The organism is Prochlorococcus sp. MIT 1342, from assembly GCF_047304495.1.
Classification (GTDB): Bacteria; Cyanobacteriota; Cyanobacteriia; order PCC-6307; family Cyanobiaceae; genus Prochlorococcus; species Prochlorococcus marinus_D.
Window position 1 is genome coordinate 695,679 of sequence record NZ_CP138957.1, and the last position, 18,155, is coordinate 713,833.

At 47.5% G+C, this 18,155-nt stretch carries 26 protein-coding genes; 8 read left to right on the forward strand and 18 right to left on the reverse strand.

Going from position 1 to position 18,155, the window contains the following annotated elements; all coding sequences use genetic code 11:
* Positions 1-37: 37 nt before the first annotated feature.
* From SIB79_RS03605 to SIB79_RS03615, 3 genes are all read right to left on the reverse strand, one after another.
* Positions 38-601: a peroxiredoxin gene (locus tag SIB79_RS03605; RefSeq protein ID WP_063403207.1), complete on the reverse strand. Its 564-nt coding sequence runs from the start codon at positions 599-601 to the stop codon at positions 38-40.
* 263 nt (positions 602-864) lie between these two features.
* The gene (locus tag SIB79_RS03610) at positions 865-1,263 is read right to left on the reverse strand and encodes a trigger factor family protein (protein WP_063403208.1); all 399 of its coding nucleotides are present in this window, start codon (positions 1,261-1,263) and stop codon (positions 865-867) included.
* A gap of 300 nt (positions 1,264-1,563) precedes the next feature.
* A complete protein-coding gene (locus SIB79_RS03615; protein ID WP_063403209.1) occupies positions 1,564-1,926 on the reverse strand; it encodes a hypothetical protein in 363 nt (120 codons plus the stop codon).
* Positions 1,927-2,447: 521 nt separating this feature from the next.
* On the opposite strand from SIB79_RS03615, the gene SIB79_RS03620 reads away from it, so the two are divergent.
* Together SIB79_RS03620 and SIB79_RS03625 are read left to right on the forward strand one after the other, a co-directional pair.
* A complete protein-coding gene (locus SIB79_RS03620) occupies positions 2,448-2,741 on the forward strand; it encodes a DUF1651 domain-containing protein (protein WP_063403210.1) in 294 nt (97 codons plus the stop codon).
* A complete protein-coding gene (locus tag SIB79_RS03625; RefSeq protein ID WP_155724600.1) occupies positions 2,738-2,905 on the forward strand; it encodes a hypothetical protein in 168 nt (55 codons plus the stop codon). The genes SIB79_RS03620 and SIB79_RS03625 overlap by 4 nt, the downstream gene beginning before the upstream one ends.
* Here the strand turns inward: SIB79_RS03625 and SIB79_RS03630 are convergent.
* Together SIB79_RS03630 and SIB79_RS03635 are read right to left on the reverse strand one after the other, a co-directional pair.
* Complete coding sequence (locus SIB79_RS03630) at positions 2,902-3,108, reverse strand: hypothetical protein (RefSeq protein ID WP_063403211.1); 207 nt, start codon at positions 3,106-3,108, stop codon at positions 2,902-2,904. The genes SIB79_RS03625 and SIB79_RS03630 overlap by 4 nt on opposite strands.
* A 157-nt stretch (positions 3,109-3,265) precedes the next feature.
* Entirely contained in the window at positions 3,266-3,553 is a 288-nt protein-coding gene (locus tag SIB79_RS03635; RefSeq protein WP_236072545.1) for a hypothetical protein, read from the reverse strand.
* 679 nt (positions 3,554-4,232) lie between these two features.
* Between SIB79_RS03635 and SIB79_RS03640 the strand changes: the two genes are divergently transcribed.
* Positions 4,233-4,451, forward strand: coding sequence for a hypothetical protein (locus SIB79_RS03640; RefSeq protein WP_011825747.1), 219 nt, complete (start codon positions 4,233-4,235; stop codon positions 4,449-4,451).
* Between the two features lie 84 nt (positions 4,452-4,535).
* Here SIB79_RS03640 and SIB79_RS03645 read toward each other — a convergent pair whose 3' ends face one another.
* On the reverse strand, positions 4,536-4,766 hold the full coding sequence (locus SIB79_RS03645) for a hypothetical protein (RefSeq protein ID WP_155724601.1): 231 nt from the start codon (positions 4,764-4,766) through the stop codon (positions 4,536-4,538).
* A gap of 32 nt (positions 4,767-4,798) precedes the next feature.
* Here SIB79_RS03645 and SIB79_RS03650 point away from each other — a divergent pair, with 32 nt between their 5' ends.
* Together SIB79_RS03650 and SIB79_RS03655 are read left to right on the forward strand one after the other, a co-directional pair.
* Positions 4,799-5,185: a hypothetical protein gene (locus SIB79_RS03650; protein ID WP_063403213.1), complete on the forward strand. Its 387-nt coding sequence runs from the start codon at positions 4,799-4,801 to the stop codon at positions 5,183-5,185.
* A 275-nt stretch (positions 5,186-5,460) separates the two neighbouring features.
* The gene (locus SIB79_RS03655; protein ID WP_236074495.1) at positions 5,461-5,679 is read left to right on the forward strand and encodes a gamma-thionins family protein; all 219 of its coding nucleotides are present in this window, start codon (positions 5,461-5,463) and stop codon (positions 5,677-5,679) included.
* Between the two features lie 259 nt (positions 5,680-5,938).
* On the opposite strand, the gene SIB79_RS03660 is transcribed toward SIB79_RS03655, so the two are convergent.
* Both SIB79_RS03660 and SIB79_RS03665 read right to left on the reverse strand, forming a co-directional pair.
* Positions 5,939-6,379 (reverse strand): cupin domain-containing protein, encoded by a 441-nt coding sequence (locus SIB79_RS03660; protein ID WP_063403215.1) that lies wholly within the window; start codon positions 6,377-6,379, stop codon positions 5,939-5,941.
* Between the two features lie 70 nt (positions 6,380-6,449).
* Entirely contained in the window at positions 6,450-6,623 is a 174-nt protein-coding gene (locus SIB79_RS03665) for a hypothetical protein (protein WP_196757588.1), read from the reverse strand.
* 277 nt (positions 6,624-6,900) lie between these two features.
* Here SIB79_RS03665 and SIB79_RS03670 point away from each other — a divergent pair, with 277 nt between their 5' ends.
* Positions 6,901-7,194 carry a hypothetical protein gene (locus SIB79_RS03670; protein ID WP_063403216.1) on the forward strand — a complete coding sequence of 98 codons (294 nt, stop codon included), beginning with the start codon at positions 6,901-6,903 and terminating at the stop codon, positions 7,192-7,194.
* Positions 7,195-8,396: 1,202 nt separating this feature from the next.
* Here the strand turns inward: SIB79_RS03670 and SIB79_RS03675 are convergent.
* From SIB79_RS03675 to SIB79_RS03715, 9 genes are all read right to left on the reverse strand, one after another.
* Entirely contained in the window at positions 8,397-9,155 is a 759-nt protein-coding gene (locus SIB79_RS03675; RefSeq protein WP_155724602.1) for a hypothetical protein, read from the reverse strand.
* 494 nt (positions 9,156-9,649) lie between these two features.
* Positions 9,650-9,841, reverse strand: a complete 192-nt coding sequence (locus SIB79_RS03680; RefSeq protein WP_155724603.1) for a hypothetical protein — start codon at positions 9,839-9,841, stop codon at positions 9,650-9,652.
* Between the two features lie 330 nt (positions 9,842-10,171).
* Entirely contained in the window at positions 10,172-11,623 is a 1,452-nt protein-coding gene (locus tag SIB79_RS03685; RefSeq protein WP_063403230.1) for a hypothetical protein, read from the reverse strand.
* 130 nt (positions 11,624-11,753) lie between these two features.
* Entirely contained in the window at positions 11,754-12,437 is a 684-nt protein-coding gene (locus SIB79_RS03690; protein ID WP_063403219.1) for a hypothetical protein, read from the reverse strand.
* Positions 12,438-12,565: 128 nt separating this feature from the next.
* Positions 12,566-12,895: an ArsR/SmtB family transcription factor gene (locus tag SIB79_RS03695; RefSeq protein ID WP_063403220.1), complete on the reverse strand. Its 330-nt coding sequence runs from the start codon at positions 12,893-12,895 to the stop codon at positions 12,566-12,568.
* A gap of 152 nt (positions 12,896-13,047) precedes the next feature.
* Entirely contained in the window at positions 13,048-14,040 is a 993-nt protein-coding gene (gene pstS, locus SIB79_RS03700) for a phosphate ABC transporter substrate-binding protein PstS (RefSeq protein ID WP_413681172.1), read from the reverse strand.
* A 179-nt stretch (positions 14,041-14,219) separates the two neighbouring features.
* On the reverse strand, positions 14,220-14,507 hold the full coding sequence (locus tag SIB79_RS03705; RefSeq protein WP_063402827.1) for a hypothetical protein: 288 nt from the start codon (positions 14,505-14,507) through the stop codon (positions 14,220-14,222).
* Positions 14,508-14,627: 120 nt separating this feature from the next.
* Positions 14,628-14,753, reverse strand: coding sequence for a high light inducible protein (locus SIB79_RS03710; RefSeq protein WP_011130364.1), 126 nt, complete (start codon positions 14,751-14,753; stop codon positions 14,628-14,630).
* A gap of 844 nt (positions 14,754-15,597) precedes the next feature.
* Positions 15,598-15,909, reverse strand: coding sequence for a 2TM domain-containing protein (locus tag SIB79_RS03715; protein WP_063402828.1), 312 nt, complete (start codon positions 15,907-15,909; stop codon positions 15,598-15,600).
* A gap of 1,070 nt (positions 15,910-16,979) precedes the next feature.
* Between SIB79_RS03715 and SIB79_RS03720 the strand changes: the two genes are divergently transcribed.
* Positions 16,980-17,123, forward strand: a complete 144-nt coding sequence (locus SIB79_RS03720; protein ID WP_155724533.1) for a hypothetical protein — start codon at positions 16,980-16,982, stop codon at positions 17,121-17,123.
* A gap of 137 nt (positions 17,124-17,260) precedes the next feature.
* On the opposite strand, the gene SIB79_RS03725 is transcribed toward SIB79_RS03720, so the two are convergent.
* Positions 17,261-17,566 carry a hypothetical protein gene (locus SIB79_RS03725; RefSeq protein WP_063402873.1) on the reverse strand — a complete coding sequence of 102 codons (306 nt, stop codon included), beginning with the start codon at positions 17,564-17,566 and terminating at the stop codon, positions 17,261-17,263.
* 246 nt (positions 17,567-17,812) lie between these two features.
* On the opposite strand from SIB79_RS03725, the gene SIB79_RS03730 reads away from it, so the two are divergent.
* Positions 17,813-18,025 carry a hypothetical protein gene (locus SIB79_RS03730; RefSeq protein WP_063402829.1) on the forward strand — a complete coding sequence of 71 codons (213 nt, stop codon included), beginning with the start codon at positions 17,813-17,815 and terminating at the stop codon, positions 18,023-18,025.
* Positions 18,026-18,155: the final 130 nt, after the last annotated feature.

Below are 18,155 nucleotides of genomic sequence, written 5' to 3' on the forward strand. Positions count from 1 at the left end.
GGCAGAAGGTAGATGGTCTCTTTCTCTCGCGATTCATTTATGACTGCTGAAGTTCCTTCAACGTTCGCAGCACATCTTGACTATGGCGAGATGGACTTACGTCTTCCCAGCGAGCGCGAAGGATGCCATCGGGATCAATCAGAAATGTGTGACGTTGGCTGAATGGTGAACTCCATGATCCATACCTCTCGCTTACGACTCCACCTGGGTCAGACAACAGTGTGTATCCAAGGCCTTCGCTGCTACAGAAGCTGACGTGCTCTTCGGTGCCATCAGCGCTGACTCCCACCACAGCTGCACCTACAGCTTTAAAGTCTGAGAGATCTCGCTGGAATCCACGCGCCTCCAGAGTGCAGCCACTGGTGAAGTCGCGAGGGTAGAAGTAAAGAACCAGCCAACTGCCTAGAAAGGCATCACGTTGTAATTTCTCAGCCAGTGCACCTTCTTGAGCAGCGGCCTCTAGCTCAAAGTCTGGGGCTTGAGCGTCTAGAGCAGGAAGCTTTCCCTCCATTGCCAAGGCTTGGCTTGGGCGCCCAAGACATTGGCTGATACTCAACACTGCCGCCCCTGTTATGACTCTCAAGAGTTCAGATCGTTTCACCGGTATCAAGCCAACTGCAGAAGAGATTAGTCAGAACAACTTCACGGCGGAGCTAATCTGGCAAATGAATCTGATGATTGTGATCTCAACCAGTTGAATTGGATTCATGAGTCAAGCACCCTTAATTTTTTGCTAGCTGACCAACATCTTGCGTTGAATTGGAATCTATACCTTAGTTCCCCCATAAGACTGCCAACAGTTATTAATCATGCTTTGATCTTCTTTGTCTCTTTACTCTTTTCAAGTTCTAACCGGTCGGCTTTTTACTCTTCTTCCTGTTTGCTTGCTGCAGCCACCTCTGCTTCAAGAGTAAATGTCACACTTTTATCAGGACTGAAGCGATCCACAAGAGTTTGAAGTTCTTCTTTGAGCTGCGCCTCAGAAATTGGTTCGATTGATTCTTGAACGATGGCTTCCTTCCATGTCATATCGATCAGCTTCTCTAGTGCTGCTGCTTTGATACGTGCGATACCGATCTGCTGAATGACCACTTGCTTAGGAATCTTTCCTGGGCGGAAGCCTGGCAGCCTTATCGCGCTACCCAGGCGCGATAAGGCTGCGTCATAACTTGATTTGCAGCGAGCCGCTGGAACCTCTAGCTCTATCGAGATGTGGTTGTCTGGCAACGCATTGATTTTGACTTTCAACCCCGCCTTCGTCATTGGTAAGACTCCTTCAACAGTGACAATGCAACAGCAGCAGACCCACTAACCCCTACAGCAATGGCGCCAGGTTGACACAGGCTCATTAAAAGGATGTGTGATCTCCTATCCCTCACACTAGTTTGCTTTCGCTGATTTTTCTTAAGCGCTGTTCTGTGTATACCTTGCTCATTGGAGGACATTCTTTGACAATTTGGATGAACTATTTTCAGCAAAGCTTAGGATCCATCCACTTGTTTGTTACTAGCTAATGCCTAATACGCGAGACATGGTGCTAGCCATTCCTAAGCCAATGTTAGCTTATAGAGCTTCACAACTAAAATCTTGAATTTCGCCGAGTGGTGTAAGACCACGGAAGGTTGGATGTTGATGATCTTCATAGCTCCACCACCATTTGCCATCAGTAAAACTTGTTTCGCCAACGTTGAAGGTTCTTGGTAGCATTAGTTTTGAATTCACTAGCTTGATCAGGATAAAAGCTCCAGCATCAAGCTCTTCATATGCTTTAACTCTGTTGTATGTTCCATTCTCATTGTTGTATATTGTTGCTTCCACAAGACTTCCATCACATGTAAATGAGGTTGATTCCGGAGCTAATGCACTTGGGACTACTGGTGAAACACTGATTAGAAAACTCATCATGAAGCCAAGGAATGTCATCATTAACTCTGTCCTGACTAAACTAATAGGGTCAACTGATTTATAGTATGGCAAATACGTGCTCTCAAGGTAATGATTTTTAAATCATCGTACTAAGCAAAGCCCCCGCGGAAAGTGAGGCTTTACTTCCTGGGTTCTCATTCTGTTGTGGTGAAAAAATTTTTCTGCATTCTTCAGCGCTGTCTATAGCTTCTGGAAACTTGCCATGCCAAGTCGTTGCAGGGCTCAATGATGGCTATGGGGTTGATCAAAATTTTCTAGTGGATGGGCTTTGCCTTTGCGAACCAGGCCAGATGAGTTGTGTGAAGTTGGGAAGCTCTGCGAAGGAGTGTTTCTGATGCCTGGGCAAGGCGCAAATCTCACAGCGCGATTTTGAAATCGGTTTTCGGGTTGTCGCGATCGTCCGGAGGACGCTCTGATCAAGGGCATGTAGGGGCGTAGCTAACAAGATCAGCGTGCCGCCCATCGCCACTATTGACAGGTCACAGGAACAAGGCTAGTACAGGTGTACTTTCGCTTGTGTCATGCAAAGTCCTCCAGTGCAGCAGGTCAATGGCTGGCTCATCAGCCCTGATGGCCATTTCTGCTATCGCTTCCACCGCGATGCCAACAGTTGGATCAGAAACCCCTTCGTTTTTGTTGATCAATGGAGTGCGCAAATGGATGGAACTCCATCGCAGATGAAACAGCGCCTGAGGCTTCCTTTGGATCAAGCCCTTGAACTATGTGGTCAGATGCTTCTTGATGGATGGCAAAAACTGACGACTCCATGCGGGGAAGACCCAGACCCTCAGTTCACAGAAGAAATCGCCGCATGACCCAGAATGAACTCGCCATGAGATTGGCTCGACTATTGCTGCTTAAAGAAGGTGGTGGCACCTTAGAGAGCTTTGAATCCTTGCTTTGCTTGCGGAGTTATTTGTCCGAATTAACGCTCGATGAGCTGCATCAAATCGCAATTGAGTATGGGATCGAGGCCTAGGGTCTGGAGATGACGAAGGAAAAGCCCTGGTTTTGACTAGGGCTCTTGGTTTGCATCAACAAGCGAATGATCTTCAAGGCTCCTGGGAACGACGCTTTCAATCCAGCGACAACCAGGCCTTGTTGAAGGGCTGAGGGGTAGTGCGATTCGTAGCGGCAAAAGAATGTTCGTCTCCCGCGGGCAATGAGCCTTGACTGGCCCATCAGCTCTCTGGAACCTTCTCGGTGGATTTAGTAGGGCATGGTTCGAGTTGTCTTGCTCATGATCAATGGTCTAGACGATTCGCAGAAAGAAATGACATCGGTCACAGCATTAATCCATCCTGATCCATCGGCACTCTTTTGTTTTTGCTAGTTGGTATCAATTCGATCGCGTTAGAGAGGTACTCGTGCTCGAGAGCAGGCGGGTCTCTGCAAAGACGCGGCATTCGCGGCCCAGTTCGTAGACTTGGTGGGTGAGGATTGTCCACTCTTTGAGATGGATGTGCCAACGAGCTTGCACATTTGAAACTTGCTCAGACCAGGAGACAATTCCACTGGTTCGCTCTGAGTTTCTTTTGCGCTCTACCTCCAGCTCTGTAAGCAGTTCATTGCGTGTCCAAGCTTTACCCGTGGTGGGGTTGTTGGGGATTGGTGTGCTTGCAGCCATGGTGTTTTTATCGGCAACGTGAGCAAGTATAGTACACCTGTATTGTCGACATGTGGATGGGCGGCCTGCTCCTGGCGACAGCTTTGGCATCAATCCATCTGTCAAGGAAGAGATAAGAGGCAGGGGGGGGATGTGATGTCAATCGATGCCAGATCTTTTGTGTTGGCAAGGGTGCTCGCGTTGGCCGCTCCATGCTTAGGGCCAATGTTTAGAGCGATGGCTTATTTGTGCGTTTGCTTGGATTTGGCCTCGCTGGCGAATTGCATCGCCCAGACGGCTGAAATTCATGCTTTGGCCCATAGGGCGGGAGGCCCAAGGGCGCTAGCTTGTGGAGGGCTTAATGCTTCGGTTATGCATTAATGTGATATGTCATTTACGTAGAACCTTTGTTGATGCATGTATTTGCTCTAGGGTCAGCTGTTCAATGGCCGCAAATAAAGCGATGCAGCAGGTTTTGCTCGAGCCTAAGCATGCCAAGTTCGCAGCAACACTCTCCCCGATGAGATTTGATAGTGCCTCTGCTTGATAACACTCCTTCTGCTCACTCAACTGCCCCTGACCATCGCTCTGGCAGATGTTCAGGCTCTGATGTGTGAGCTCGTTCACATTGAATTGAGATCAAGCCCCCTAGCTGAGATGCTTTTTTGTTGCTATTAAGAGCCAACAAAAATTGTTCGCCATGCCAACAACACTCAAACTCGTGGATAACTACTCTCCAGTAACACTCACTGAAGAGCAAAAGGCAGCATTGGCTCGTGCAAGAGATCCTCAAGCAACAAGCGTTGATGAGTCAGTGAACCTCTTGAAGACGGTGTACTTAAGTGCCGAACCAGAGAATTGGGATGACACCACTGAATCAGAATGGAATTGTGTTGCCACCTGTATCCGTGCTGCTTAGGCAGGCTGATCAGCAATCCTGTATACAGCGAGGCAAAACAGCGCGATAAAAACGCCGAGTGTGATGGTGTAAAAATCCACCTGATTAAGCTCTAGCCTTGGCATAGATGGGTTGAAGCGTCCCACCGTTGTGATCATCATCATCTTCGTTATCGAAGAACGAGAGGCCTAATAAAAGTGCGCTTACTGGCAGTAAAGGGAATAGCGCAGCCAGTTGACCACTACTTAGGACAGGTTGCACTGCATCCCAAGCGGACCAAACAATCCAGAGTGATGTGAAGAGGATGAAGGAGAGGGTGAGCTTTGATTGAGGCATTGAATGTGCCTGCCAAAAGACGTTCCATGACAATGACAAAAAAACAACGCCAATGTGGGGGCTTTGGGACCTGCGTTGGTACGGATAGCCGAGGCTTTATTGCTACTTATCTAAGCCCAAAGCATCGATTATCGAAGTGGTTTCAAGCGGTCTCAGGCGGTCTTGCTGTCATCGTTAATACAACAGAGTTCAATCACTCGCCTGATCATCCAGGTGATCACGTTGTTGTGATCCCTGCATCTGAGTCCGAAAAGCTGCAAGAGCGTCAGAACGCTGAACGCGTTGCTTGCCTAGAGGCTCGCAACGCAGATTATCTCGAGGTGTTGAACAGCTCGAGAAGCAGATTGCTGAATTGCAGTCTTCTCTTCTCGCAGCAGAGAAGGATAAAGAATTGGCGGCAGCTGAGATCTGACCGCTAGCACCAGGAGGTGGGAACACCTGAAAAGTGGGTTACAAAGGGCCCCTGCGGCTAGCGAGGGTTTTTGTTCTGACCGATTGAAACTCGCGATTCAATGAACCAGCAGCAGGCTCTTTTTTTGAGACTGTTGTCTTGCTTGATGCAAGCCAGGCTGAATTGGCGCAAGATGGTTGGGTGGGGCCTTGTTGGTGATGCTTGATCTTTAGTGAATCACTCAGCAGACTTGGAGGACACACCGACTTGATATTCACAGTTTTCAGCAGAGGTGTTGAGTTCTTGGGCTGTGCTCAGCTTTGTGGGGGAGAAGGACATTGGTTTGTTCAAGATCTTGTTGTCGATCCAATCGAAAATTATCTCCAACCTCTTCTCGCACCAACAGGGCAAAGGTTTTGGGGCACAAAGGCAGCGGCTGCTCTATGGCAAGCAATAAAAAAGACCCTCGCAGGAGAGCGACGGGTCTGGGTGATGGGGAAATCAACTTTTAGGCAAAAATGATCAAAAAAACAAGCTTCCGCTACAGGTGGTGCTGGAAAGTCAATATAAATGCATTCAAACCTAAATATAGTGTGAAGACCATCACTTTCACCCTTGACAGCCACTATTCTCTTTGCGTGGCCGGGTGATGGGGATCAGTCGGTTTTTGCACAAATCCGCCCCCTTGTTAGCTGGGGGGCTCTTTTATTGCCTATATAAAAACCTGCGCAGGCGCGATGTGCAAGAGGGGTTGGCCGCAACACTGCCAACAGTTCTGACTTCATTCAGCTTTGACAGGTTGCTTGAGCGGCACTCCTTCTACCCCTGCCCAGGCAACAAACACAACGGCATCTTCATTGCCAATGTTTTCACAGGCGTGTTGGGTGTCTCCGGTAGAGGCAACAAAGGCTTCTCCTCGTCTGAACTCCCTTGCCTTACCAGACTCTGTGAGTGTGCACTTGATCCAACCTTTCTCGACATACACGACACCAGGTTGAGGGTGTGTGTGGATTGGGGTTTTGGCGCCAGGCGGAAAAACAGCTCTTATCAATGTCATCTCAGCTTTGCCTTGCGGATAGCTGACCCGCTCCCCATCCCATGATTCTGTTGAAGACACCAAGACATCAGATTTGATCGGTGCACTGGCTTGATCTTTCCTGTTGCAGCAACTGACGGCCAATAAACCAGTGAGGCAGATGGTCGAGACGATGAGAGCGCGCATAGGAAATAAAAAAGCGGTTTCCTTGAGGAAAACCGCTGAGGTGGTGTGATTTGTAGGAGATTTAAGTGATTTATATGGTGTAGTCAACCCCTCGATTGGTGTGTGTGTGGACAGCGAGTTTCGCTGGGGACTGATGAGCGGAGGTGTAGTCAATTCCTCGATAGCTTTTCGCCATCAGGAACTGGGAATGAGACAGGGCAGCTTGCTTTTGCGCTTTGCGCTGAATCATGGAGAGGATGTTCATCGAACGCTCCTGCAGTGCTTAAGCCCCCGTTGCCTGGCTTAAGTCTGACTGCGCCCCGGAACGGGGCCAACGGTTGGGAAGAGTCTACAGGGGTTTGTTTGGCATTTGTGGGATGTGCCTCCCTGTCCCCCCTAAATAGGAGTTCAGGACTTTGTAATGCTCTAGGCACGATGCCGATTAATTGTGGTTGCGATCGCTTTATATATGTTCAATTGACTATTTTCTTATTGGTGAGGATGCGAGACGTTGCTACTTTTTAGGAATCTCGCATCTGTCTATGAAATCTCTATTAGTCCTTGCTGCACTGCTTATGTCTGCTGTACCAGTCAAAGCAGCAGATGAGCTTAACCAAAAAAAAGTTTATTTCTACGGTTTTGTTTATGGATCAGGAGCTACCTTATGCGGCGCGTTAGAAGACAAACAAATTACAAAAGAGTATGCACAGTATTTCTTGCCAAGTCTAGTTGAATCCTTGTTAAAGGATCCAAGAAACAAAGGCTATACACCCTCTATAAACAAGGCATATGAAAATATAAAAAAAGCAGATGTTTGTAAAGGTGTTTATCAATGAAGGTTCTTTTAGTCCTCGGTGCTCTACTCCTCTCAGCGTCACCTGCCATCGCTGATGACTTTGTTTATTTGAAATGTGACACTAAAATGCTTCGTGTAATTAGGTAACTCAGCTTAAATAAGATAACAATGATCGAAAATATTCCGGAATCAGTTCACTTCAAGATCGATACTGTCAATGGTCGAATCAGGAACTCATATATGTATTTATGGGAAGAAGCGGATATCGTTGATGGCACTGCTTCTTATAAGGTCAATCATAATGAGGGTGGTATTACTGGTTCAGGAGCATTATCTGTGAAGTATTCTCCTCCTGGAAACATGTCTATTGATTTGATTTCGTTCGATGATGATAGTTCAATGACAATGAATAGGAAGGGTGTTTGTTAGGCTGCAGATGCTTCTGTATTTGAGAAGGCTTTTAAAGAGACTGAGGACTGATGCGAATAAGCGACACCTCGCTAAATCGCTTTAATGAACTGCACTACAATGCATTTTGGAATAAATGTCCCGTATATGAAGAAGAGTATGTCCTTTCATACCTTCGTAGTGACGCTAAACACTATAAAAGATAATGAGCAGCAGCAAATGACTTCGGTAGTAGCTGCTGTTCGGTATGGTTGAACCCTAGAAGTATCTTGATAACGTCTTCAATCTCTATCAATTCTGACTTAACTAGGCGAGTCAGAAGGTGTGACTGAACTCAACTCCAGTCATGACAGTAACGATGGCATAGACAAGGGTGACTGCAAGTTGAAGTGCTTCACTGCATTGTTATTGGTACGTCTACTAGGCCTGCAATAAACAAACCATCATCATTCGATGACTGGGATGTAGTTGAAATACCTGCATATTCATTCATTCTAATTGAATCAATGAATACCAATCCACACGAAGATATAAGAGAGCGATATAAGTATGACGTTGAGATTTATATTGACTCTGAACCTCAAGTTATTAGCACAAGAGCAAAACAGAAACCTTCTGTGCTCAGGACTGACCATATAGATGTCAATAGCCTCTCCCCATGATCTAGAAGTTTTGATGCAGCACTACGGCACCAATGCCAGGGAGTTGGAGCTGATGGCTGCCGCTGAATCCACTGCGGACTTAACTCACCTTGCCTAAGGTCCCCAGCCCATCTTCTGCTGCAGAGTAGGTAATAAAAAACCCTTCACTTGGTGGAGTGAACTGGGTGTGGGCTCATGCACAGGGTTCCAGGCGGCGCCGAGCATCGACCTGTGTCCGACGAATAGCGGCTCTCACAGTCAGAACACCAGCAACGATATTGACCAGAATTACGAGCAAAAACTCAATTACATGAACCCAAGCCTTCACCCAGTCTGTACTCGTCAACGCCCCCTGGATCATTAGCTCCTTATCAACTGGGAGAAGTACGTTGGTGAGTATCAAGATCCCTGCAGAAGCCAGCAGCACTACAAAGCGAGCTATGAAATCCCACAGCAATGGGGTGATTGTGCGTCGTGTAACAGCATAATAAATGCTTGCAAATGGCAGCAAATAATGGGCGATTGACCAAGGCCAGACACGGTCCTGCAGACGGCGTTCCAGTGCTAGCTGACGGACGGATTGCTGAGTATCCCTTTGACTGACCCGGTCAAATTCATGACTGTCTATGCCAATGGTTCTGATTGACTCAAAGATCATGCCCAATGTCAGCAGTCCTACTCCGAACTGAAGAATGGGATCCAGCCGCCAACCCTGGAAAAAGAGAATGCCAGCGACCAGCGGCAGAGCCATAGCACGCCCAGCCACATTGATTAATAACAGTGCATATCCCCACCTTTGAAATGACACCCTGGATTGATCACGGCGCATCAGACCATCAAAGCGACGCAATGAAGCGACAAGAGCAGGAATCCAGAGCGCCAGAAGGAGCAGACCTGCAATAGAAGCCCAGTTCAGACTTGCAAGCAGCATCGGTGAAGATAGGGAATACATTTGGACAGAAACACCAGCTGTATGCACTTTCTAGTAATGGCGATGCTAAAATAAATCTTCGAGATATTTCGATAGAAACGATAAAGTTGTCTGCATTCGTGTTGATCGTAATAAGAAAAAGCCTCTTGTGAAATCCTGCAGGACTGAAGATAAAATACCCGCACTGGTCGGGGCGTGATTGGTGTGAGGAGTTCACGAATCAATCAGATGTGACAAGTATGATCAATCGTGCCATAGTAAATTTATTCAATACGAATGCAATTGGAAAGAACAGGTCAATCTTGGTGCGGCAATCTCTCTCTAGTATTTGCACTTATACCAATAGTGCTTATTGTCCTCTTGCTCATTACTGGCTTTCCAATACTAATGAGTCTCTACGTATTTGTTGTAGGTATATTGCCAGTGGCAGGGGCACTAGCTTTAGGACTTGTTGGCATCTTTCAAAAGTCCAAGCGACGTATAACTGCTTTTTGTGGGACGGCTATTTCTTCTGCTTATGTAATCACTTTTGCAGCATTTGCATGGGATAATTTATAGCAATAAAAACGCCGTACTTTGCTGTTGGTCGGCACCGTTCCAGTCAGAGCGGATACGGCACAGTTTACGCGGAAGCCAGTAATACCAAAGTTCCAGGGAAGCAGTCCTTTCTGGATCGCAATGCAGGCATATTCCAGAGCATCAGCCATTTGGCTTTAATCGCCTAACTCCCAGCAGAAATATCTGAAGCCTCATGTACTTAACTGCACGGATGCTGAAAGCCTCCCATGTCCCCTTCTGTCCTTACAGAGATCCAGCTTTGTGCCGTTCGCGATCTGTTCCGTTTTCTTCTGCGTGCGGTTGATGGTTGCTCTTGGTCGTCCAATGCCTGATGGTTAGCCTTCTTTTCTCAAGACACGTGATGCGGCGTCCTGCGTCGATTCAGTTCTTTGACAAATGGGTTCAGCAGATTCATTGCGTGCGATGGGACCTATTGAGCGATTGGCTAGGTCACGCTAAGAGTCACACTAAAGGGCACACTATTCCTCTAATAGCTTCATCCCACGGTCGTAGATATCAGTTGCATACTGGGTCCATTGGCCCTGCCCCCAATAGCGGAAGCAACTGGTTTCTAGCAGTAGCAGGTAGAGCAGAGCTTCTTGATAGTGCGGGGTGTGCGTGATTGCTGCATCCTTTGTCACCAAGGGATCAAACAGCTGGTGAAACTTTGCGCTGAGGCTGTTGATCGGTTCCAGCACATTTTCATAGCCCTTGATCCAGCTGAGATTGTTGGTCCAGGATGCGCCGTCCATTGAGAAGGAGGGATCTGTTTCTTTGAGGTTGCTGATGGCCGCTTCGATTGATTCGGGGTTGATGGGGCTGTCAGTGTTATGCCACAGCTTGTGTTGCTGTATCGCCTGAATCTTTGGGTAATCAGAGGCTTCCACACCGGCGGCCTCCAGTAACTCCAGATATTCAGTGCCGTTGAGCGCAACTGTGCTTACAGGATCAACCTGGGAAGCAATGGTTTGATGGGCTTGGATAAAGGCGGCTGGAAACTCATTCATCATTACGCCTCCATTTTCTCCGTCGGCAATTTGAGAGACCAATGATGGAATCGATTTGCCTGCCAGTGATTGTCTGCCCAGGCCTAATGCTTCGTGATAGGGCTGCATCTGTCCTACCAATTTGGTGTCTGAGCCCTGGGTTTTGATCAACGCCACAATGCTGACTGTTTCCCCTCTGGAGTTACGAGCCACAAGTTGATTGGGGCCGTATTTCTGTGCATGGCGAAGGCATGAGCCATCGAAGTTTTCAACGCTGTTTTCTTGAACAAGCAGCCAACGGTATCCGCAATCTCTGAGGGCTTTCACCAATTCATAGAGGGTGTCTGGATGGTTGGGAAGGTGCATTTCCGGTGGCGAGAAACCCTTCACCCGTTGCAATGCTTGCCGCCCAAACATGGCAGCGAATTGATGCTGCCAGGCCAGGATTTGTAGCTTCAGATCTGGAATAGGAGTTGAGGGTGCAACGGCATGGCTCCAAAAGGTGCCGAGCCATTCCACATGGGGTTGAAGCGTGGGATCGCATGCCAGACGTTTAAGCGCCTCGAGAATGTCGACACGGCCCATTTGCTCAACACCCCAGAGCAAGTTGCCTGAGTAATCCAGCATGATGCGAGGGTTGCATCCCTCTTCAATCAGTTGGGGAATGATGTCTGCGAGGCGCTTGTAGCAATGGGCAAAGGGTTCGGCGTTGTGGTTATCGCCTTCTTCGCTGTGCTCCAGCATGTATTGCAGATGCGAGATCAGTTCTCCATTCGCACCTGCCGGAATCGTGGGCTGATGCATGTGGAGAGCACAGGCAAAGGCTGACTGAAACTGCTCCAGCTTGAGATTGCTATGCGTGAGCACAGCGGGATTAGCTTGTTGAACGAGGGCAAGAATTTCGGCTTCGTAGCCAGCGATCGCAGGCAAGCTTTGCTTGGGCATCAACTTTTGTTTGCGGTAGTACGGGCCTGGTAGAGCTTCAAGCAGGCGCTGATCAAGGCGAGACCTGAAGGGGAACTAACGGGTTGCCTGTCAGCGGGAATGTGGCGAAGCGGCTTGGTTTCCTACACCCCTACACCGTGTTGACGTTGTTCTGAGTGAAATCGACACTTTTTTCGCCGATCAACGTCTTGAGATCTTCCGGTGGTAGCCAACGCCTGTTGGCGCCATGTTTAAACGCGAAGCGAAGGAATTCTGCTGCGTACTGAATGCGAAGTCTTCTGCTTGTAGAGCCGGGCTCTCCTCCATGACGTTCGATCAATGCTTTCAAGAGCGTGTAGCCGGAGCTGGGTTCAGGCTGGCTTGTGAGAATAACGACTGTACGGGCAAGGGGAGTGCGGTAGTTACGGTTCCAAACCCGGGCTCCATTTTTGCTTTTACTTGTTTTATGTGATTTGAATTTTTTTAGTAGTCGTTCCCAATCGAATTCACCACCAGCTCCAGACTCGTTTCTTTTTTTCACCAACTCGTAGGCATCAGTCAATCCTTTTCCCTGATCTTTCATTAACTCAGAGATCTCAGTTGAAATTTTCAAGATCCAATCAGCGCTTGTTGCGACCCATGGAATGAAATCAGGATCGGTCTTGGCCTTTGGACCGAGGATGATGCTGGTGCGGGTGCCATCGTCGAAGCGCACAGTCAGCTGAACCCTCTGGAGGAGACCGTTACCAACGCCGCGAACCATCCAGCCATCGCCACATTGTCGTCTGATCCCGTCGCGCAGGGCTGTGATCCATTTCGCTGACTTATCGGCCATTGGGATCCTGTAGCACCACAAGCTGTTGGATTGTTCTTGTCAATTCAACAGTGTTGCGGTGGCATCCTCAAGCCGCTGGGGCTTTTGCTTTGGTCTGCTGATCAGGCTCATCACTAGCAACAACATCATTATTCGCAGTCAATCGTTGGTTTCTGGCATTGCTCGGCTAAGGATGAAAGCCAATCCTGCAAGATACCAAGGGCTTTTGGCTCTAAGCGGTAATAAACCCAACGACCACTCTGCCGATCAACAATCAAACCAGCATCTTTTAAGACCTTGAGATGAAAGGAAAGGCGTGATTGGCCAAGACTTAACTCATTAATTAGATCACACACACAACGTTCACCAGAGGCAAGCTCCTCGATCACTTGCAGACGAATAGGATCTGCAAGTGCCTTCATTAAAGTTCTGGCACGACTTGAATCAAGCAAATGTGGCGGGGCAATCGTTGTGCCCATGATTAATGTAAGACGTTTTTTACTTTAAGGACAATATAAGAAAGGGAAAAGAGCGCTGCCAATAGTTTCTCGAATCGCGTCATCGTCTTCAACAACAAGCAATCGGAAAACCTTCAATGACTGAGGAGGTATGACCTTTGGAGGTGCAACAGTCATTTGCCGACCTTTTCAACTGCTGCTCGAGCCTTGGAGCGAATTTCACCCTGAAGGGGGACAAAGCCCAACCCATCAGCTTGCGCCTGAGCCTCATCACTCAACATGTAGTCAAAGGTTGTTTTGAGTGCGTCAAGGTTGCTGCCATTACCAGTTTTGTATGCCAACAACCAGGTGAGGGTGGCAATCGGATAAGCACCTTTGGCTGTGGGATTTGGATTGGTACCGGCAAGATTGGCGTCTAACTGGATGCCATTGAGGGCAGCAGCTCCTGTATTCACACTTGGCTTGAGGAACTCGCCAGAGAGATTTTCAAGTGCAGCAGCTTTGACATTTCCTTTGATGAATGACTGATTCACATAGCCGATCGCGCCAGGTGTATTTGTAATCACACCAGCAACACCTGAATTCCCTTTAGCGCCTACCCCTGTTGGCCATTCCACTGATTTCCCGGTTCCCAAGGTCCATTGTTTAGAAAAGGCCTGCATCGAATTGGTAAAAGCCTTGGTGGTGCCAGAGCCATCAGAGCGATGCACCCAAGTGATCTTGCCTGCAGGGCAATTGAGTTGATCCCAATCAGTGATGCTGCCAAGAGCAACTTCAACCGCTTGCTTTTGGGTCAACTTCAGATCGCAGTCTCGGTTGTAGCCAAAGGCGATTGTGCCTCCCACCATGGGGATTTGCACCAAGCCACGCTGAACCTTGTCAATATCTTCTTGCTTCATCGGATCATCCGATGCCGCGAAGCTCACGGTCTGATCAATGAAGGCTTTACGACCAGATCCAGAGCCAACAGCCTGATAGTTGACCTGTGGCCCCCCAGCCTTGGCAAGATCACTGAACCAACGGGTATAGATCTTTGCAGGGAAAGTGGCACCAGCTCCACTGAGCCGTGCGGATGACCCTGAGGTGCCTGAGGTGCTGCAAGCCGTGATGCCAACACCGAGAGCGACCAGTGAAGAAAGTAGAAAGCCCTTCTTGAGAATGGTCATCATGAGCTTTAGCGCTGTTAGGCGCTCCATAACTAGAGCAGCGAGGAGGTGAAATGAGGCAAAGTTAGCGATCCATCAAGAAATTTTGATATATCTCATCGGTTGCTAGCCCTTGGTTCGTCAGTCCCTTGCCGATCCGCTCGGATGCCTACCAGGAGATGTGTTGAGTTGCTCTGTTGTTACCTCTTCAGCCAGGCCGTAGATCGATGTTGATCAGAAGAGCGTTGAGAACTGAGAGTTGAAAGTAGGCGTTGATTAGTTGCAGTAGAAGGATGCGACGAGGCTGCAGCACGCTTGGTTGCTGGCCTCATCAGCCTCTGTTGCTGCTCACGCCAAGGAGGCTTGACGATTGCATCTAAGACGCCATGGAGCTCATGGAGCGATGCACACAAGGCATCAAGGGGTTTTGGAGCGCTGCGCCACCCCAGTGGTGATGAGTGCAGGGTTCGATCAATGCTGCACAGCACTTGAGGTGAAAGTAGAAAGGGATTGCACGCCCCAATGCAATAGATGAAGAGCCTTTTGGTTTAAATAATAGGGAGCCACTTGAATATAAAAATAGCTCAAGAAAGCTCCCTATAAGTTCACTAAAAAATACCGGGAATAATTTCTCCTGTTACTACATATGTACCGATGGCCACTAAAAAGCCAAGCATTGCGACTCTTCCGTTCCAAGTCTCTGCCTTGTTGCTCATGAAATCAGCGATCGTCATGGTCTTGCTCAAAATATGTGACTTGATAAAGATAAGAAAAACTATAAAAGAATGCTGTATAAAACCTCACAATACAGCCGCAAAAGTTGACTATGCCATGGTTTGAAGACTTACAATCAACTAACCTGTGCTTACAACTACAAAAGATAGGCTCTATTGGCTAATGGAAAATATCCTTGCATTGACTTCTATGGCAACCAAAATTTATTGGGATATTACCTGTTTAGTGAGGAAGTGGTCGTCAACCAATTGACTTGCCCAAACGCAGCCATGAAGCAGCACGACAAGCTAAGAATAATGAAGCAGGTCTTAGCTGCTTTCTAGTAAATGTAGGAATAAAAGCTCTATTAAACCAATTGGCTTAGTTTAAGACGGCCGACTTTATAAATTGCCAAATGATTCAAGATAAGACAAACTCGCGGCAAGCATCAATTGAAATCCTTTTCATACATCAACCTTTCATCATGAGCATCATTGCAGACACTTGCTATTGCCTACATCTATTTCATATTGATACTTGAGGCATTGTTTGTCTAACTAAAATCGCAAGGCTACTCAAATATACTTGATCTATAATCAAGTTTTTTAGTTCGAATACCAATCAATAAAACCACTGTTATCCATATTCAATGTTTCGGTATTTAATAATGCAAAAAATATCATGGGATCTTTTCGAATCTAATATTCTTCTGACTGAATCAAGATTTAGCCTCTGAAATGTCTGGAGATTGATGGTCTCGGTAGCATCTTCTTCGGGTCCGCAAAGGGCGAGCCCTCAGCTGCCTTGATAGGTTCTGCAAGTTTTCTGTCGATCTCCTCCATTACGAAGATGAAGCGCCAAGATTCACGATGCTTCAACAAGTTTCGAAATGTGTTCGTCTTTTAGCAGAGTCGAGGCACCCATACGCTGCCTCGCTTTTGCATGGATAAGCTGCTTCTGTATACGAGAGAGTTTATGTGACTTAGAAAGAAGATAAATACCTCCAGCCAAAATAGACCAAATGGGCAAAAAAAAGGTAATTTTAGTAAACACCCAAACCCAGATAAGCAATTGATTGAAAACAAGGTAAAGCTTGAGCTCATTTTTCAAAGCTCTTTTTCTGCTGAGGAGTTTCAGAGCTTTCTGCCGCAGATCAAAATTTAACATTTCAGTCATGGAAAGTCTTCTCGTCTAACTCTATTTAGGCCAAAAGGCGCTTTTCTGTCTGCATCAATTGATTCACTTTGAACGAATCAAAGCTTAATTTAGTTGACCCTGTCATGCAAAAAACTACTCCTGAAAATTTCAGATGGAGATGCTGCTTGCTATCTAACACCATCAACGCCCTAAAGGCTGCCATTTGAAATGGCTGATGAGATCATAAGAAAGAATAAAAGCCTTTGAAAGAATCAAGACACAGCAACCACTATTGCCCGCAAAGGCTTGAGCCGTCTGAGCATCATGAAGGCAAATACATGCATTGTGTGACCAAGCTAGATGATTAAATTCAACAGAGGCCTCTACTACATAACTGAGGGAATCATGTTACTGCAGGTCTACAGAAGAGAGATCAATAACCTTCAAACATCAATCAGAAAATGATTCATTTAAGGAAAATCGGGAGCCCATTCATTAGAGTTTTATATAAGTTTTAATCTAAGAATGACTCCCAGTTAATCGCTCCCCATCAATTGGAGAATCGCAAGACTAAAAAACACCTGGGATAATGTCTCCCGTTGCAAGGTACGTAACCATAAGAGCCAACATACCAACCATTGCAATCCTGCCATTCAATGATTCTGCCTTATTGGTCATGCAATCATTAATGGTCTCTTTTAAGAAATCACTGATGGGCATGAACTTGCTCCATATAGATGACTTTCAAAACATACACATAGAGATTCATCAAGGCTGTATTAGAAATTACAGGGAAACTACCTGGAAGGGTTGATGTCTTGGCCTCAAGATATTGAGCCATCAAAGATGTATTTACCGTTACCAAAGGTCAGGTTTTTCTTGATTGAATTCACAAGACTCATCTGAATTTAAATCGCAATCGCAAGCTTATTGGGTGTTCAAAAAAACAGGCTTCCATACACAGCTCTACCCGCAGCCATCAGATCTAGGCTGCTCTCCATTGACCTTTGCTTCAGCGTTCAGGCACACACCGACCTGACACGAATTCTTTGGCTGGCTCAGCTGCTGGAAGGGCAAGGAGCCTTCCTGGAATCGTTTTGGTCTGCGCTATGTCGAAGACATCGCCACGCGTACGTTTCCGAGCTACTCAGTCATCGGTGTTGATCGTGCGGGCAATCAATGGCATGACGTCAAAACAGACTTCAGCTACCGGCTGCCAAAAGAAGAACGGCGCTGGTGGCATTCACAGTTAATGCCTGTCGGCAATGGCTATCCGGCCTATCCGTCGAGATGAAACTGGCCGGTGCGGATAAGGCAAAAAAAAGCCCCCGAAGGGGCGGTTGAACGTCAACGATTTGGCATGGCGTTCTATAGGGCGTCCACCATGGCCTCAAGCTTCCGCACGTCCGCTCTGGAGATAAGCCTCGTCTGCATCGATCATCGCTTCCGCATCGTCATGGAACCAGCAGCCATACATCAAGTTGAGCACCCGATCCACATCAAGATCGCGATCGCTCACGTCCTGCCATAACCTCTGCGTCAGTTCAGCATCAGCCAGTTGAAACTGAGCGTTGGCCAAATTCCTTGCAGATGAGAAGTAAATTTCACGTTCACGTGCCGCAGGCGACGTATAAGTGAGAGGTTTGGTTTGGATCGCTTGCGAAAAAACCACCGTTGTCAAAACAGCTGGCTCTATCTTGAGTATCGATGAATACAAGTACAACCAGCATTAACGTTTGTTCAAGATGAACAGCCGGTCCTATCCAGGCTACGCCTGGGCTTAGCCCCTCAGGCTTAAAGATCCTTCTCGATGATCATTGGTCTACTTGGCTTATACGTCTAGACGAAGCTGGTCTACGCGTATAAGGGCAAAAAAGCCCCCTGAGGGGCGGTTGATCAGTTGCACTAGAAGGAAGCGCCGAGGCTGCAGCACGCTTGATTGATGGCCTCATCAGCCTCTGTTGCTGCTCACGGCAAGGAGGCTTGGCCATTGCATCAAAGACGCCATGGAGCTCATGGAGCGATGCAAACAAGGCATCAAGGGGTTTTGGAGCGCTGCGCCACCCCAATGGTGATGAGTGCAGGGTTCGATCAATGCTCCACAGCACTTGAGGTGAAAGTAGAAAGGGACGACACGCCCCAATGCAATAGATGAGTGGCAAAGCTCTTTTTCTGGCAATCGCCCTGCTACTGGCTGGTGTCGCTCTATGTGAACCTTTGATCGTCAGATTCCTCCAATCAGGTTGAGTTTTGATCAATCCTTCATGTTTTCAAGTGGTGCATCG